Here is a 16522-nt window from a genome sequence, read left to right on the forward strand (position 1 = left end):
ACGGAATTGTTAAAATATTTGAGCTGACTCGCACAAACAACTAAAAATGTTACAAACTTGCATCATCCTTTTCAGCGTGCAGGAAGCGCTGCATAAAGCTTTCCAGCGGTAAGGCGCAACCAAACAGGTAACCCTGGGCGATGTCCACCCCAGCCGCTTGCAACCATTTCAGCTGTTCTTCTTTTTCGACGCCCTCAGCGACGATCCGCAGCTTGAGCCCGCGCGCAAGCTGAATTATCGCCGGGACCATGCTGGTATCATCCGGCACCATATCAATAAACGCCTTGTCGATTTTCAGAATATCCACCGGCAGCGATTTCATATGTTGCAGCTGGCGCAACCCGGCATAACCCATGCCGAAATCATCCAGCGCAATACGCGTACCGGCGTCGCGCAGCGGGCGCAGCAGGGCAATCACCGCCTGTGGATCGTCAAGGCGGCGGCTTTCCGTCACCTCCAGCACCAACGTGCCGGGGGCGATACGGTAGCGTTCAATAAGTGCCAACAGCTCAACGCCGCGCTCGGGATGCAACAACTGCAGTAGCGAGACATTCACCGACAGCGGCAGCATGATGCCCTGCTGCTGCCAGGCTGCCAGTTGACGGCAGGCTTCTTCCATTACCCAATAGCCTACCGGCACCATCAGCCCGCAGTTTTCAATTCGCTCAATCAGATCGCACGGTAGCGACCAGCTGCCATCGGCCTGTCGCTGACGCAGCAGAACTTCCGCACCGCAAATATCGCCGCTGGCAATATCCACCTGCGGCTGGAACCAGATGGCGAACTGCTGATTATCGAGCGCTGTGAGGATGTCGTGCTCTTCCATTAACCGGCGCTGGGCTTTTTCCATCTGCTCAGGGTCAAAGAACTCGATTTGATTTTTACCCTTACGCCGTGCCGTCACCGCGGCGGAAACCGCACGGCGATAGAACTGTTCGGCGTTCAGCTCGCTATTAAACATCGCGATGCCGATGCTGGCACAGGGGCGCAGCTGGACACCGTGCAGCGGCAATCGCTCGCTAATAGAAGTGAGCACTCGCTTACTTAGCGAAACCGCTTCCCAAGGCTCGCTAAGTCCGGGCGCGTAAATGGCGAAATCGTAACCGCTCACCTGCGCCAGTACCATATTGGCCGGGATAACTGCTTTTAGTTTCTCGACCAGCGTTAAGAGCAGCATCTCGCGCTGGCTCTCTTTCAGGACGCCCGCGGCATCTTGCAGGGTTTCACACGCCACCACCAGCAGCGCCGAAGGCTGCGGACGGGTCGCGGTCTGCTCCAACATCGCCATCAAAAAGGCTTTGTTGGGGAGCTCAGACACCGGAAAACGGGTCGATTGCAGCGATAGCTCATCATGCTGGCGCAGCAAAGACTGCTGATTGCGGTTGTAGCAGCGCACCAGCATGCCAATTTCATCGTCCTGGTGCAGTCGCGGTAGGCTCAGTTGATGTCCAAGACGATCCTGAGGCGGAATATCGTTGAGTTCGCGGGCGATGGCGCGCAGCGGGCGAACAATCAGTCGGTTGATGCACCAGGTGAGCGCTACCGTTAAAACCAGCACCAAAAGTAAGTAAGTGGTCACCAACGTCGCAAGCGCGCTCATGACGAATTTGTACATGCGATAGGAATCCGCCTGCAGTACCAGATAAGCCAGCGGCTGCGGGTTAGCCGGGCGTTCCAGCGAGTAGATTGGCAGAGATATCTGCACCGGCAGTTCAAACAAGCGAGTGATCATCACCGGCACCGGACGCTCGGGAATAAAGCGCATCCGCAGCGCCTGGAATTGATTCGGTAGCACCACATCCGCCCGGCTGACGATGCCAGCAGGCTGAATGCGGCCCAAAATGGCTTCCGCTTCGGGAATGTCGGCTTTCAAAATAGCCGCCGACAGCGGCTCGCGAACGGAACGGGCGATACTTTCTAATTGCGTGGCCGTGGTATAGCGACTCTGTTGCACAAAGTGAAACAGCAAAATAGAACAAAAGACCAGGACAAACGCCATGGACACGCTCGCGACCATCGCCATCTGTTTAATTGTAAGTGAGCGGCTGACGCGCAACTGTGTTCTCCACTGAAACTGAACGACTATCCGGCAAGATCCATCGATACCGGTCGTTTTCAGGCTGATTATATACGCAAATGGTTCGCTCTCGCCCGCAAGGCGGGTTCTTCCCGAAAGCGGCGGGCGAGGTACGGCGAGTATACGCGAACAGCGCGGAGGATTGGCGATTAGCCGTAGAAATCAGGCTAATCTGCTACCAATCCGCATAAGGCACCAACGGCTGCGGCGGCATATCCATGTCGCCCTGCCAACCGGAAGCGGAATAGCGCACGTACAGCAGCGCGTGGCTCGGCGTGTAATCTTTGGCCTGCTGAATATCCACCGCCGCGCCGACAAACCAGTTGCCGGTAACCCGCCGTTCCACCAGCGCCCGCGCGGTATAACCGAAGCCCTGACTGCTGCTGCCCTGTTCTTTTAACTGACTGGCCTCGTAGCGATACTGCGACGGAATCAAATTCAGCAACGGATAGCGCGCCTGAGTTTGCGTGCGCGAATGGGACCACGACACCGACCCGCCGAGTTCCCATGACCAGTTTTCGGTACGCTGACGCCAGATGACCGGCACCGAGAAAGAGAGATACTCCTGCGGGCTGTAGTAACCGCCCTGACCCAGGGTGTAGCCGCTGAGGTCTTTGTCGTAGTGCCAGATCATATTGGTCAGGCCGACGGTCACCCGGCGATTATTTTCATTGATCGCTTTATAGTAGTAACCGGTCATCCAGCGCACGCGCCAGTTGTCCTCGACGTTTTTGCCGGTGAGTTGGTCAGCACCCAGCGATGACCAGATGCCGTTAGCCTCGCCTTTATCGTAGCTCAGGCTGATACCGCCGCCGGCGGCGCGTACCCCGCCCCAGGTGGTACCGGTGTGGCCGTCGTTAGGGTTATCTTTTTGCCCGCCGAAGGAGAGCAGCGAGCTGGAAATGGGCCGCCGGTGGACGTTGACGGTATAGCCGACCGGGCCGGCATCGCCGCTGTAACTCAGCCCCCCCACGACATCGACCACGTTAAAGCCCATCGGCGTGGTGCCGATATCACCGCTCCAGGTGTCGTTCTTCCAGCCGACCGCCACGCTGGCGCCGCCGTCGCTCTGGTTTTTGCTACCGCCATAGCAGCTAATTTCGCCGCAGGTCCCCCAACTCGGCGAGTAGCCGCCGTCGCTATTGGTGGAAAACGTCCCGGCGTTCATATTCACCACATCGGTACGGAAGAACATCCGTCCGTCATACAGCGGCGCGTCCACCTGCAGCATGGTGGTGTGCGCTTTGAGGTCTGAATAACCGCCGGTGCCGCTCGATCCCCAATAGTCGTGCTCAAGGGTAACGTTAAGATCCTGCTGGCGATAGAGATCGGCGGCGTCGCTGCGGATCCCGCGCTTCAGCCAGTCATCCTGGCTATCGTTGCGGGTCAGGCGGGTAAAGGCCTCATTATCCTGCGGGCGAACGCGGGTCACGCCCGAGGCCACCATCGCGTCTTTATAGCTTTCCAGGGCCTGCTGTGGTTGATCGGTTTGCGTCTGGAAGCGCGCGGCATCACGCAGCACCAGCGCGCTTTCCATCGATGGCGGCTGGCTTTTCGCCTGCGGCACGATGCGGTCGAATATTTGTTGCGCGCCCGCGGTATCGTCAAATCCGGCGCGGGCCAGCGCTACCCGGCGCTGCATGTTGATCGATTCCGTATCCGCATCCTTCAACTGCGCGACCTGCGCGCGGGCGGCATTTTTATCGCCCTCAGCAAGATAGACTTCCGCCAGTCCCAGGCGCGCATCGCCATTATCAGCCTGCTGGCTCAGCACCCGATGGTACTGGGCTATCGCCGCCTCGCTATCGCCGCGCTGCTGCGCCCAATCCGCCAACGTCAGATCGTAGCGTACCGATTCCGGCTGCTGTTTAATCAAGGCGATAGCCTGACTTTCCTGTCCGCTATCGCGAAGTTGGTTGGCCTCGCGCATCACTTTGTCGCTTTGCAGACGCCCTTCCAGTTCACGAATATTGTCGGTCCACTGTCCGCGCGGCAGCGCGTTAATTTGCGCCAGCGCGGCATCATCCTGATTATTACCGGACAGATAGAGGCCGTAGGCGTAAACCCGTTCGGCATCGCCCGGCTTGCGGTTGGCCATGTTACGCATCAGCGCGTCCGCTTCCGGCCGCTGGCCGGCGCTGACCAGATCTTTCGCCAACCGATAGGTTATCCACACGCTTTCGGGATCCAACGCCAGACGCCGCCGCTGCACCTCCGCGGCCTGCGCCCAGTTGCCCTGGTTTTCCAGCGCTTCGGCCTGTTTTTCCAGTCGGTCGTTAGTGAGGCTGCGTTCAATATCATCAATGCTACGCCGCTGGCTAGCGGGGAGACTGGCAATATAGGCGCTGGCTTTTTCCGGGGATTCACGACGATAAACATTCGCCAGACCGCGTACGGCGAGATTATTGTCGCGATCCATGCGTAACGCCTGGCGATAGTAGCGTTCGGCGGTGGAGTCATCTTTGCGCGCCACGGCGACATCGCCTAACCCCAGCACCGCGTAGCTGTCGGTGTTATCCACCCGCTGCGCCTGGGCATAGGCGTTTTGCGCCTGCGCCAGTTGGCCTGCTTTCAACGCGTTATCGCCCTGTTTAATCAACAGCCAATAGCGGTTGGTCTTCAGCAGACTGTCCCACTTATCTCGATTCGGGCTTTTCGGATCCATCGCGATCGCTTTATTGAGCTGCGCCACCGCCCGCGCCCGGTCGCCGCGCTGTGAGTAGGCAGCGCCCAGCGCGCCGACGGCATCGCTATCGCGGGCATCGGCGCGCACCGCCTGCTGCAGATCGGCCACCGCCTGCGCCGCATTACCGGATTTCGCCGCCGCCAGTCCTTCGCTTTTAGCGCGGAAAGTCGGATCTTTCAGTTGAGTTTGTTGCTTATCGAGTAGCACCCGGGCATTAGCAACCGTTTCTCCGGTGGTGAATACGACCAGAAAACGCTGCAGCGCTTGCACGCTGGCGCGGCTAACCGGCAAATGTTTAATTTCATCAAACCACATCGCCGAAGCCGCATCTCGCCCGGCGGCCGATCGAGACATCTGTTCGAGATAAGCGAAACCTTCATCCGGTTTATTATCGGCAAACATCTGTTTTGCCAATGTCGTTTGCAATGCCACGTTACCCGGCGAGCTGGCATTCAGTTTTTTCAGTTGGCTAATGCCTTCGTTATGCCGCGCCGGCAAACGCGAGACCAGTGTCCAGTATTCAATAGCAAAATTAACATCCGCCGGAACGCCGTCGAATAGTTTTTCATAGGCGACGATGGCCTCGTCGACGTGCCCGGAAACGCCTAGCAGGCGCGCCTGCTGCAGTTCTTGCTGACCTTTGCCTCCGCTGAGATCGATCTCGCTGCGCGTCGCTTTTAGCGCCGATGATTCAGGAGCCAGTTTCGCCAGCAGATCGAGCTGCTTTTGCGCGCCGGCGGTGTCGCCCTGGCGCAGCAGGTAGCGAGCCCGGGCGGCGAGATAATCGGGATTGTTCGGGTCGATTAGCTCCAGTCGATAAAGCGACTGACGCACCAGATCTTCACGGTTGCTCGCCTCGCCGAGACGCACTTGTTCCAGCAGATGCTGCTGCGCAGGGGTATTCGCCGCCTGCGCCAGCGGCAGCAGCGCGAGACTGACAGACAGCGTGATGAAGCTTAGTGAGAACTTGCGCATTCCTGGTTCCAGTCAGGTTGTAATTCGCCACCCGCGGCGAAACGAAAACGATGTTGATCCCACCCCTGGCCGAACAGCGTCAGCACCGCACTGTAGTAGGCGTCCGCGTCGGGGTAATGATCGGCGACCCGTTGACGCTGTACCGCGCGGGCGTCGTCATCTTGCAAAAACGGCAACATGGAAGCCGAGAAACCAACCGGCCCCTCACCGGTGGTTTTCCCGCTGGCGATATTGGTTTTTTCCGGCGGCAATCCCTGTTTGATAGTCTGGGTCGCCATCGGTTTGAAACGCGCCAATAGCGGCGCTTTTTGTTTATCGGCGTTATTGAGCATCCCGACCCACAGATAGACGCGAATAGCGTCATAGCTGCCAATAATCGGCTTATCGGTTTTCAGCTGCCAGCCGCTGCCTTTCTCATAGCGCACCCAGTCCGGTGAGAAGCCTTTTGGCGCCGTTTCCAGCAGCAGCCGCAGATTGCTGTCGCGGATCTTCAGCCACGGCGCGCCAAAGCGGGTAAAATAGGTTGCGAGCTGCGGCGGCAGGTAGCTTGGGTTAAAGCGCCAGCCCTTGTCGTCCGCGAAACCGACTTTCCCCGGGAGCACCGACGGCCCCAGTCCCGGAACATCGGCGACTTCTTCATCGGCAATCCGCGCCAGCAGCGCTTTTCCTACCTCAGTGTAGTTAGCGACCTTCCACAGGCGTCCGGCTTCCAGCAGTGACCAGGCAATCCACAAATCAGAATCCGATGCCGAATTGCTGTCCAGCACCGTCCATTCGTCCTCGCTTTTTTTCCCCCATAGCCATCCCGGCAGATGGGCGCGCAGATCGCCCTGCGCCAGGTTGTTCTGCGTCCACTGGAATAGCTTATCGAAGCCCTGCCGATCGTTGGCCGCCAGGGCGAAGAACAACGCGTAGCTTTGTCCTTCGGAGGTGGTGATTTTGCGCGCATCGCTGGGGTCGATGACTCGCCCTTCGGCGCTGACATACGCTTTTTTAAACTGCTCCCAGGCGGGCCACTGGCAGGCGGCGCTAACCTGCCCCGCCGCCAGTATGAATACCGAGAGAAGTACCCCACGAAATGCGTTCATCAGCAATTACTCATCATCAGGATCAAGACGGCGACGGCTGAGAATACGCAGCATGCGCCACAGCACCCACGCCAGCAGCACAATGCTGACGGCCGCCAGAATCGCCAACAGTATCGGATGGCTGGAGAGCGCAAACCAGATGCGCTCGAACCACGGCAGGTGGCCGACATAATAGATATCGCCAACCCGCAGGCTATTGACGCCAGATTCGCGAATCACCGCCACCGAACCGAACATCGCCGCCCGTTTACCGCTGTCATTTAAGGCGTTTGTGAGTAGCTCATTGCCGCGCGGGCTATCGGCCATCAGGGCGATCACGCTGCGCTGGTCGTTATACGGCGACTGGAAGCCAATAATGGCCGCCATCGGCCCGGAAGAGGTGATATCGGTCCGCGTATGCGGCGTGCGGGCATCATCGTCCGGATAGATGCTAGCCAGGTCATAATGACGCATCGGCGTTTTCACCCAGCTTTTGGTCGCCTCGACCAGCAGATTGATTTTAGTATCGTCTTTCAGCGATGGCGGGATAGCGCCAATCAGCATCAGATCGGCATCTTTGCCCTTAATTTGGTTGCCGTCGTCGGTCATCTGCATGCTGATAGCCGCCAGCCCGGTCTGCGCGCCAATGCCGCCTACCGCCTGCAGCAATGTCTCCACCTGACCCGCATCAGGCGTTTTCGGCACCACGATTAGCGTCTGAGAGAGATCGGCCATGCGGGTATACGGGAAACCGGCATTAGCGAAGACGCGCAGGTCCGGCATCGCCAGGAAGTGGTAATATTTCGAAAAATCGATGGTGGAGTCATCGCCGATCACCACATGGTTCTGCACCGGCTGGAAGGTGATACAGTTATCGATGTTGCCGCCCGGCATCGGGTTCATATACTGAAAATCGAAGCGCAGCTGGTTCATCGCGCCGAGGCGCAGCGCGGGTATGGTCACCTGGTTCTGGCCATCCAACAGCCCCTGCAGCACCGGCAGGCGTAAAATCAGCTTATTCACATCCTGCGAGCTATTGAGGCTAAACGACTGCAGGAACTGATCGTTAAGGCTGATATCCATCCGCGAGCTATCTTTGATAGGCGGCATGGTATAGCGATATTTCAGGTCCATATCGATGCCGTTGGCGCGAAGCAGGTACAGATCCGGCGGCAGATTCAGCGCCAGGTTAATCGAATCTGGCACCAGACCGCTTGATTGCAGCTGCTGTTCATAAGTTTTCAGCTCGCCGAAAGTCACCGGCCTGTCGGTACGAACCCAGTTTGGCGCGTCATACGGCTGGCGGGCCTTCAACTCTTTCACGCCATCCACTACCACGCTATCGCCGCGGAATAGAATATTGCCCTGGGCAATACCCTTCGCAGCCACCAGCAGATCTTGATCATCACGGCCGAAGATCACCAGCAGCTTGACGTAGGGGTTGCTCGGGTGGTTGACCATTTCGATGGTCGGCGCTTTTACCGGCGGATGGTCGCGCAGGAAGTCCGGACGCTTATCGTTGGTCGCGAAGATGATAGCGTTACGTTCCGGTATCTCATTGAAGCGGACCGGGAACTGCTGACCACGCCAGCCGGCCTTGCTGCCAAACCAGGAGGCGACAATCGCCGCCGCCTGCTGCTGTTTGACGTCAGGCGCAGAAGCAAAAACCATCGGCAACGTCAGCGGACGGTTGTCGCGCGAGTCGTAAAACGGAACCGGGAAGTGGGACAGGTCGTTACGTACCTGCAGCGACTGATAGGTTAAATCCAGCGAGCTCTCACGGCCGATATCAAGCCACAGCGTACTGCTGGCCGGGTTTTCGCAAACGTCGCGATAGTGGCCGACAAACTCCAGCCGCACGCGGTTAAAATCGGTGATATACAGCGGATCGACCGGGATCTGGGCGCTCACTTTTTTACCCAGCTGCTCTTTGGTGACCGGCAACACGCCCATTAATTCGTCGTTGAGATAAACCTTCAGCTGTGATTGCACCGGCAGCAGCGATGGCGAAGGCGTGTAATCAAGATTGAGCAGCGCTTTAGCGACTACTTCATCACTGCGCATGCCGAATTCCACGGCGCCCTCTGGATGCGAACCGCGCAGCACCATGCTACCCGGCGGCGGCGCGATTTGCGCGAAAGTCAGCTTCACGTCGCGAGTCGGGATATTGTCCGCCACCACCACCGGCGCGGCAGGATCGATAACCGCCGCGGTCGGCTGGCTATCGTTAATCACCGGCGCTGGCTGAGCCGTAACCGTTGTGGCGGGAGCGTCGACCACCGCGGCATTAGGCGTCACCGCCGGAGCCGAAAATGTTGCGAAGGGGTACCAGCTGCTCATTCCCACCGCCACTGCACAAATCAAGGAAAGTTTTCTTTTCATCGCATTATCATCATTGTTGAGCCATTGCCGGTTCTGCCGAGAGCACCGCCGCGGCACGTTCGGGACGGCGCGGTAAAAATGATACAACCCAGGCCACCAGCGAGGTGAGCGAGCGGAAAATAACCTTCACCGACGGCGGTGAGAACTCCGCCAGGTGACGATATCCACGGAACCCCAGCTTGAGGATATCCAGCAGGCTTTCCATCGGTTTATCTTCCGGGAAGCTGTCCTGCCAAAGCGCCCACGTATCAGCGCGGGCAAACGTACACTGCACAAAATCAATATGTTGCTGGTTAGTCAGCGGCAGCAATTGCAGGCCGACTTCACCGCCGTTCACCCGCGCGACGCGAACCGGGAAAACGTATTCTTGCTGTCCGCGTTTGAGCAGCAAATTCACGTGTTGCCCTTCCAGTACCCGCGCTTCGCCGTGAATTTTTATCCCCAGCCCGCCGTCGGAGTAGTCATGAACGGTACAGGAGAACAGGTGACCATCCGGGCGAGCAATCGCCGCCGGCATCGACATCTCTACGCGGTGCGAACGCCGCACCTGCTTGCTCTCCACCGACACCGCCACGGCGCCGCCAAGGATGATTAAGTTATAAAACACCCAGATGATACTGACCCAGACGGTCAAAATTTCGTTCTCGGGTCCGTACATAAAGCGCCAGATGCCGACCGCCACGCCCACCAGATTAAGCAATACCAGATAAATGTAGGGGCGGGAGATAACCCAATCGACATACTCGTCTTTCACCAGTCCGCCTTTGGCGGTGACGTTGAACTTGCCTTTGTGCGGGTTAATCAGCGCGACGAAGGTCGGCGGCGCGATATACCATGCCAGCACCGTTTCGTAGATTTCACTCCAGAAGGAGTGGCGGTACTTACCCTGAATCTTCGAGTTCGTCAGGCTGGCGTGAATCATATGCGGCAGCACGAACAGCGCGATCATCAACGCGGGCGCATAGATGATATAGGCATGTAACAACAAGAATGCCAGCGGCGCGGTGAGGAAGATAAGCCGTGGGATACCGGACAAGAAGTGCAGCATCGCGTTGACGTAGCAGATACGCTGCGCCAGCTTCAACCCTTTACCAAATAAGGGGTTATCGAGACGGAAAATTTGCACCATCCCGCGCGCCCAGCGAATACGCTGGCCGATATGCGCCGATAAGCTTTCCGTCGCCAGACCCGCCGCCTGCGGGATGCGCATATAGGCGGAGGTATGGCCACGACGATGCAGACGCAGTGAGGTATGGGCATCCTCGGTGACCGTTTCAACGGCGATACCGCCGATTTCATCCAGCGGGCCGCGGCGAATGACCGCGCAGGATCCGCAGAAAAAGGTCGCATCCCACATGTCGTTGCCGTCCTGCACCAGGCCGTAAAACAGCGTCCCCTCGTTCGGCGTCTTACGAAAACGGCCCAGGTTGCGTTCGAACGGATCCGGCGAGAAGAAGTGGTGCGGCGTCTGCATCATCGCCAGCTTTTTATCCTTCAGGAACCAGCCCATAGTCATCTGCAAGAAGGAACGGGTCGGCACGTGGTCGCAATCGAAAATAGAGACGAACTCGCCTTTCGCATACTTCAGCGCATTGTTGATATTACCGGCCTTGGCATGTTCGTGGCTGGTACGCGCGATGTAATGGACGCCGACGTCTTTCGCGAACTGGCGAAACTCTTCGCGCCCGCCGTCATCAAGGATCCAGATATTGAGCTTATCCTTCGGCCAGTCGATACCCTGCGAAGCGTAGATGGTATTTTTCACCACGCTAAGGTCTTCGTTGTAGGTCGGGACGAAGATATCCACCGTCGGCCATTCGTTCATGTCTTCCGGTAGCGGCACCGGCTGGCGATTAAGCGGCCACACCACCTGGAAATAGCCCAGCACCAGCACAATCCAGGCGTAGGTTTCGGCAAACAACAAGATCAGCCCACATACCAGGCTGACCGGATCGTTCCAGTTAAGCGTGGAGGTATAGCGCCACCAGATATAGCGACAGGAAACGGTCAGCGACAACACGATCAGCATCAGGGCGGAGAAACGCCCCGGAATACGCCGCACCAGCAGCGCGACGCCCCACAGCAGCAGCAGGAAAATAAACTGTGACAGCGGGTTAAACGGCTGGGTAATGCACAACAACGCCAGAATCAGTGAGAAGAAGGTGACGGTGCCAAGCACTAGCCGCCGCAGTTGCGGATGCAGGTGCTCAAGCTCTTTCTGCTTATCGAGGTGGCCGGTACGGGTGTTGACCTTTTCCGGTAATTTTTCCATCCACTGCGCGTAGCGCCCGTGAACCCCTTCCAACGCCGCCAGCGAGCGCCAGTTAATTTTTTTATCCGGTTCCGGCACCCGGGTCGCCAGTAGCCAGAGCGACTGCAGCAAATAGCGCAGCGGATCTAACGGGCGTGGGCGATGCGGATTAATATGCGGAAAATAGTCGGCATGGTGTTCGCGAATAGCTTGCCAGCGCGGCGTCTCAAGCGGCATTAACGCCCACGCCAACGACACCCACAGGCAACCGAGAAAAGCCGAAAGCACCGACGCGCCATGCTGACGATAGTCATCATAACGTTCGCTCAAGCGCTCGCCCACCGGCGGCGCCAGCAGCAACGTACTCAGGCGGATCATGCCGTCCCCTCTCTGGCATAGTGCAGCAGGCACCAGTTGGCCAGCGTCAGCACCTCTTCCGCCGCCAGGGCATCCTGACGATATTCGCCAAGCGGCTGTTTCGCCGCCAGACACTCCGCCATCGCTTCATCGCGGTGAATCGTGACCGGCAGGATCCGCCGCTGGCTTTCCAGCCATAGTTGATAGAGATCTTCCTGCAGTTGGCTGCCTACGCGTAGGTCGTTAATCAAAATATCCGCGTTCGCAGGCAGCGCCTGCTGATGCAGGCGAATATGGCTGTTGCCGTCCGGGTGCACAACCTGTAGCACACGATCGCACACGCTCAGCAACTCGCGGGTAAGCGGAGAATAACCCTCTGGTATATCAATCAGCAGCCAGCGGTGGCTTCCCTGCTGGTCGAGCAATTTGATTTGTTCCGCGATGGGTTCAAGCGCTGAACTGAGTTTATCAACGTGCTCACGTTCGCCAGGCGTCAGCCGGCCAAACGGCAGGAGATCGATATGCGCGGTGTAGCGCAGTCCGGCGTCGCGCCAGTCACCACCGTCAATCAACGAGCGTGCCCAGCCGTTGCGATGGTCGAAATCAACGTTGAAGAAAAAGCGCAGCATATTGTCCGGGCTGGCATCGACCACCAGCACAGTTTCACCGAGCAGCTGTAGTGCCCAGGCCAGTGCGGCGGTAATAGATGTGGTGCCTACGCCGCCGCGTATGCCTTGTAATCCCAGAATCGCCATCGACGGCTTCCTTACTTTTTCTCAGCTAATTCGGCCAACAGCGGCCAGCGTTGCAACGCCGCAGCGAGCTGTTCGCGTCGGGAAATGTCGTGGTAATCAATATCCGGCAGGGAAAATGCCCGGCTTAATGCCAGGAAATCATTTTGGAAGGTATATCCCAGCGTCGCATCGCCAGGTACCGCAGGGTCTTTTTCCGGCATTTCTCTGTCCATTCGAAAAACACATTATAAAACCAGGAAGTGTAAACCGCTCATCCCTAAAATTACGTGTACATGCTAAAACTGATGTCCTTTAATTTCAATGTTAGGTTTACTCTCACGCTTTCGCTAGTAAACTAATCATTGTAAATAGGGCGCGCGAGGGACATCGTGGATATTGTATATACGTTGGGTATTTCATCGTTATGGGACGAAGTATGCCATATGCCCGTTGGCGGGGTATGGTGGCTTAATGTCGACCGCTATGCCGACGCCGTCAGCCTGCTGAATCAAACGCTGGAAAGCCAGGCGCAGGACAGCAAGGTCGCGGCCATAGTGATGGGTAAAAAACCTAATGAAGTCATATCATTAAAAAAAGATCGCGGTCCCAACAAAATCGCATTATTCACTATGCCCGATCGCCCGGAAGGCCTGCAGGAGCTGCACCGCGACATACTTTGCTCTATGGAACCTGGCAACTATTTATTTATTCTGCTATGTACAGAAAATTCCTGGCAAAATATAAAAATAGATGAATTACTCCATTGGGTAGAAAAATCTAATCGATGGACCAAATACCATAACTGCTCTCTTATGGTACTTAATTCGGCTAATGATACCGATAAACAACTTTCTCCATTATTACGCCAGTACCGCGCCCTTTCCGGGCTGGCAAGCATTCGTTATCAGGGCGACAGCCATCTATTTGATATCGCGTGGTGGGGAAGCGAGAAAGGTATTAGCGCACAGCAGCAACTGGTTATTTTACACGATGATGAGGGTTGGCGGCTGGCGCAGAACGAAGAAGCTGTGGTACAGCCACGCAGCGACGAAAAAATCGTCCTCAGTAATTTGCGCGTGCTGGAAGGGGCGCCTGCGCTTTCCGAGTATTGGACGCTGTTCGAAACCAATGATGCGGTCTTTGAAGCCGGTCGTACCGCGCAAGCGGCCACCCTGCTATTTTCCATCACCCAGAACGAACAAATAGAGCAGCTCGGCCGCTATATCCATATCCTGCGCCGCCAGCGCGGCAGCGCCTTAAAAATCGTGGTACGCGAACAAACGCCAAGCCTGCGCGCCACCGATGAACGCTTGCTGCTAAGCAGCGGCGCCAACATGGTGATCCCCTGCAGCGCCGGGCTTTCACGCTGCCTGACGCTGATTGAAAGCGTGCAAAAGCAGAAGTTTACTCGCCACGTTCCGGAAGACTTCAACACGCTGCTAACCTGGAGCCGGCCGCTTAAACTTCGCGGCTATCAAAAGTGGGACGCCTTCTGCGAAGCGGTCAGCAATATCATGGGCAACACGCTGCTGCCGCCGGATAGTAAAGGGGTGATGGTGGCGCTGCGCCCCGCGCCGGGACTACGTGTCGAACAGGCATTAACCCTGTGTAAACCCAACCGCATGGGCGATATCGTGACGATCGGTAATAATCGATTAGTGCTGTTTTTATCGTTTTGCCGGGTAAACGATCTGGACACGGCGTTAAACCATATCTTCCCATTACCGACTGGAGACATTTTCTCTAACCGTATGATTTGGTTCGAAGACAAGCAAATTTCTGCGGAAATACTTTTGATGCGGGGCCTCTCCCCGGACAACTGGAACACGCCGCTGCCAATTACGGTGGGCAAAAACGAAGCCCTTAACGTTAAGCACGATGGTCGCCAGTGGCGGCGAATCCCGGAACCCTGGCGCCTCTCCACCGACGGAGAACCGCGGTCATGATGTCTATCGCCGATATCATTCAGCTGATTGTACTGTGCGCCCTGCTGTTTTTTCCGCTGGGGTATCTAACGCGCCATTATCAGCGCCGTATTCGCACGACTTTACGTTTGATGTTCTTTAAACCCCGTTACGTGAAACCGGCCGGCGTGCTGCGCCGGGATAACGCGACCAGGCAGGGCAAACTGAAAAAATGACCAAAACAAAAACTACCGCTACGCCGCTTCCGCTATGGCAGTACTGGCGCGGCCTGTCTGGCTGGAACTTCTATTTTCTCGTGAAGTTTGCCCTGCTGTGGGCGGGATACCTGAACTTCCATCCAATGCTTAACCTGGTGTTCCTCGCCTTTCTGCTGGTGCCGATCCCCAGCGAAAAACTGCACCGGATACGCCACTGGATAGCGATTCCGCTCGGCTTTGCCCTGTTCTGGCATGATACCTGGTTACCCGGTCCGGAAAGCATTATGAGCCAGGGCTCGCAAATCGCCGGTTTCAGCGCCGATTACATCTGGGACCTGATCACCCGCTTTATTAACTGGAATATGGTCGGCGCCTTCTTTGTACTGCTGGTGCTGTGGCTATTCATCAGCCAGTGGCTGCGCGTTACCGTATTTGTTTCGGCGATCATGGTCTGGCTGGTTATCAGCCCGCTGCTGCCCTCCTTTACTCTGTGGCCCGCCGGCCAGCCGACCACCGCTGCGGCCACGCCCGCGGCAACGACTGGTGGAACGACAACAGCCGCGGCATCCGCCAGCGCTGACGCCAGCGGCGATATCCCGCCGCAGACCGAACCGCCCACCTCGGCTAACCTTAGCAACTGGCTGAAAACTTTCTATGCTTCTGAACAGAAAAGAAAAACGCCGTTCCCGGCTCAGCTTCCTGGTGATGCGCAGCCGTTCGATCTGCTGGTAATCAATATCTGTTCCCTGTCATGGTCAGACATTGAGGCTGCCGGGTTGATGGACCATCCACTGTGGAAACATTTCGATATCGTCTTCAAAAACTTCAACTCCGCCACCTCCTACAGCGGCCCGGCAGCGGTTCGCCTGCTGCGCGCTAGCTGCGGCCAGCTATCACATAACAACCTGTATCAGCCGTCGGGCAACGAGTGCTATCTGTTCGAAAATCTGGCCAAACTCGGCTTTACCCAACAGCTGATGCTGGGACATAACGGCGTATTCGGCGACTTCCTCAAAGAGGTTCGCTCGCTCGGCGGTATGCAGAGTCCATTAATGGATCAGAGTGGTTTACCGGTTATTCTCCAGGGCTTCGACGGATCTCCGGTTTATGACGATCGGGCAACGCTCGATCGCTGGCTACAAACCACAGAAAAGCTCAACACGCCACGTACCGCGACCTTCTACAACACGCTGCCGCTGCACGATGGCAACCATTATCCCGGCCAAAGCAAAACGGCCGACTATAAGGCCCGCGCGCAGAAATTCTTTGATGAGCTGGATGCCTTCTTCACCGCGCTGGAAAAATCCGGGCGTAAAGTGATGGTGGTGGTGGTGCCAGAACACGGCGGCGCGCTGAAGGGTGATAAAATGCAGGTCTCCGGGCTGCGCGATATTCCAAGCCCGTCGATCACTAACGTGCCGGCGGCGGTGAAATTCTTCGGCATGAAGGCGCCGCATCAGGGCGCCGCGGTGGAAATCACTCAGCCTTCCAGCTACCTCGCAGTTTCTGAACTGGTGGTACGCGCCCTCGACGGTAAGATGTTTACCGAGGATAACGTCAACTGGCAGCAATACACCGCTAACCTGCCGCAAACCGCTGCGGTATCGGAAAACTCCAACGCTATTGTCATTCAGTATCAAGGCAAACCTTACGTGCAGCTCAACGGCGGCAGTTGGGTACCGTATCCGCAGTAAATACGAAAAAGGCCGCAGGAGAATTCCTGCGGCCTGTTCGGGCGCAAATTGCCAACGCAGCAGACTCACGCCCGCCGGTCCATCACTTCTGGTTATGCATCCAGCTGACGATAATGCTGACCACGATGCCAGCGATTATCGGCGCCGCCAGATCGTCCCATAAGATCAGACCTAACT

At 57.0% G+C, this 16522-nt stretch carries 11 protein-coding genes; 3 read left to right on the forward strand and 8 right to left on the reverse strand.

What is annotated here, in order from left to right:
* Nucleotides 1–49 precede the first annotated feature (49 nt).
* The 7 genes from hmsP to bcsR form a co-directional block, all read right to left on the reverse strand.
* Nucleotides 50–2056, reverse strand: coding sequence for a biofilm formation regulator HmsP (hmsP, locus tag PGQ95_RS16230; protein WP_430918724.1), 2007 nt, complete (start codon nucleotides 2054–2056; stop codon nucleotides 50–52).
* A 196-nt stretch (nucleotides 2057–2252) separates the two neighbouring features.
* Nucleotides 2253–5738, reverse strand: a complete 3486-nt coding sequence (gene bcsC / locus PGQ95_RS16235; RefSeq protein ID WP_430918726.1) for a cellulose synthase complex outer membrane protein BcsC — start codon at nucleotides 5736–5738, stop codon at nucleotides 2253–2255.
* The gene (gene bcsZ, locus PGQ95_RS16240) at nucleotides 5720–6826 is read right to left on the reverse strand and encodes a cellulose synthase complex periplasmic endoglucanase BcsZ (RefSeq protein WP_213794177.1); all 1107 of its coding nucleotides are present in this window, start codon (nucleotides 6824–6826) and stop codon (nucleotides 5720–5722) included. The genes bcsC and bcsZ overlap by 19 nt, the downstream gene beginning before the upstream one ends.
* Before the next feature lie 6 nt (nucleotides 6827–6832).
* Complete coding sequence (gene bcsB, locus PGQ95_RS16245) at nucleotides 6833–9187, reverse strand: cellulose biosynthesis cyclic di-GMP-binding regulatory protein BcsB (protein ID WP_087858990.1); 2355 nt, start codon at nucleotides 9185–9187, stop codon at nucleotides 6833–6835.
* 10 nt (nucleotides 9188–9197) lie between these two features.
* The gene (bcsA, locus tag PGQ95_RS16250) at nucleotides 9198–11816 is read right to left on the reverse strand and encodes a UDP-forming cellulose synthase catalytic subunit (protein ID WP_087858989.1); all 2619 of its coding nucleotides are present in this window, start codon (nucleotides 11814–11816) and stop codon (nucleotides 9198–9200) included.
* Complete coding sequence (gene bcsQ, locus PGQ95_RS16255; RefSeq protein WP_411325332.1) at nucleotides 11813–12550, reverse strand: cellulose biosynthesis protein BcsQ; 738 nt, start codon at nucleotides 12548–12550, stop codon at nucleotides 11813–11815. Before bcsQ ends, bcsA begins: the two co-directional genes overlap by 4 nt.
* Before the next feature lie 11 nt (nucleotides 12551–12561).
* Nucleotides 12562–12750, reverse strand: coding sequence for a cellulose biosynthesis protein BcsR (bcsR, locus tag PGQ95_RS16260; protein WP_015369237.1), 189 nt, complete (start codon nucleotides 12748–12750; stop codon nucleotides 12562–12564).
* Between the two features lie 168 nt (nucleotides 12751–12918).
* Here bcsR and bcsE point away from each other — a divergent pair, with 168 nt between their 5' ends.
* From bcsE to bcsG, 3 genes are read left to right on the forward strand one after another with little or no spacing between them, the layout of a single operon-like run.
* Nucleotides 12919–14475 (forward strand): cellulose biosynthesis protein BcsE, encoded by a 1557-nt coding sequence (bcsE, locus tag PGQ95_RS16265; protein WP_113374007.1) that lies wholly within the window; start codon nucleotides 12919–12921, stop codon nucleotides 14473–14475.
* The gene (bcsF, locus tag PGQ95_RS16270) at nucleotides 14472–14669 is read left to right on the forward strand and encodes a cellulose biosynthesis protein BcsF (protein WP_015369235.1); all 198 of its coding nucleotides are present in this window, start codon (nucleotides 14472–14474) and stop codon (nucleotides 14667–14669) included. Before bcsE ends, bcsF begins: the two co-directional genes overlap by 4 nt.
* Nucleotides 14666–16345: a cellulose biosynthesis protein BcsG gene (gene bcsG, locus PGQ95_RS16275; protein ID WP_430918730.1), complete on the forward strand. Its 1680-nt coding sequence runs from the start codon at nucleotides 14666–14668 to the stop codon at nucleotides 16343–16345. The genes bcsF and bcsG overlap by 4 nt, the downstream gene beginning before the upstream one ends.
* Nucleotides 16346–16427: 82 nt before the next feature.
* Here bcsG and PGQ95_RS16280 read toward each other — a convergent pair.
* The coding region (locus tag PGQ95_RS16280; protein WP_430918736.1) for a type I toxin-antitoxin system toxin Ldr family protein at nucleotides 16428–16522 on the reverse strand (95 nt) is incomplete at its 5' end.

The sequence above is a fragment of the Klebsiella sp. 141240 genome (genome assembly GCF_050600805.1).
Classification (GTDB): domain Bacteria; phylum Pseudomonadota; class Gammaproteobacteria; order Enterobacterales; family Enterobacteriaceae; genus Klebsiella; species Klebsiella aerogenes.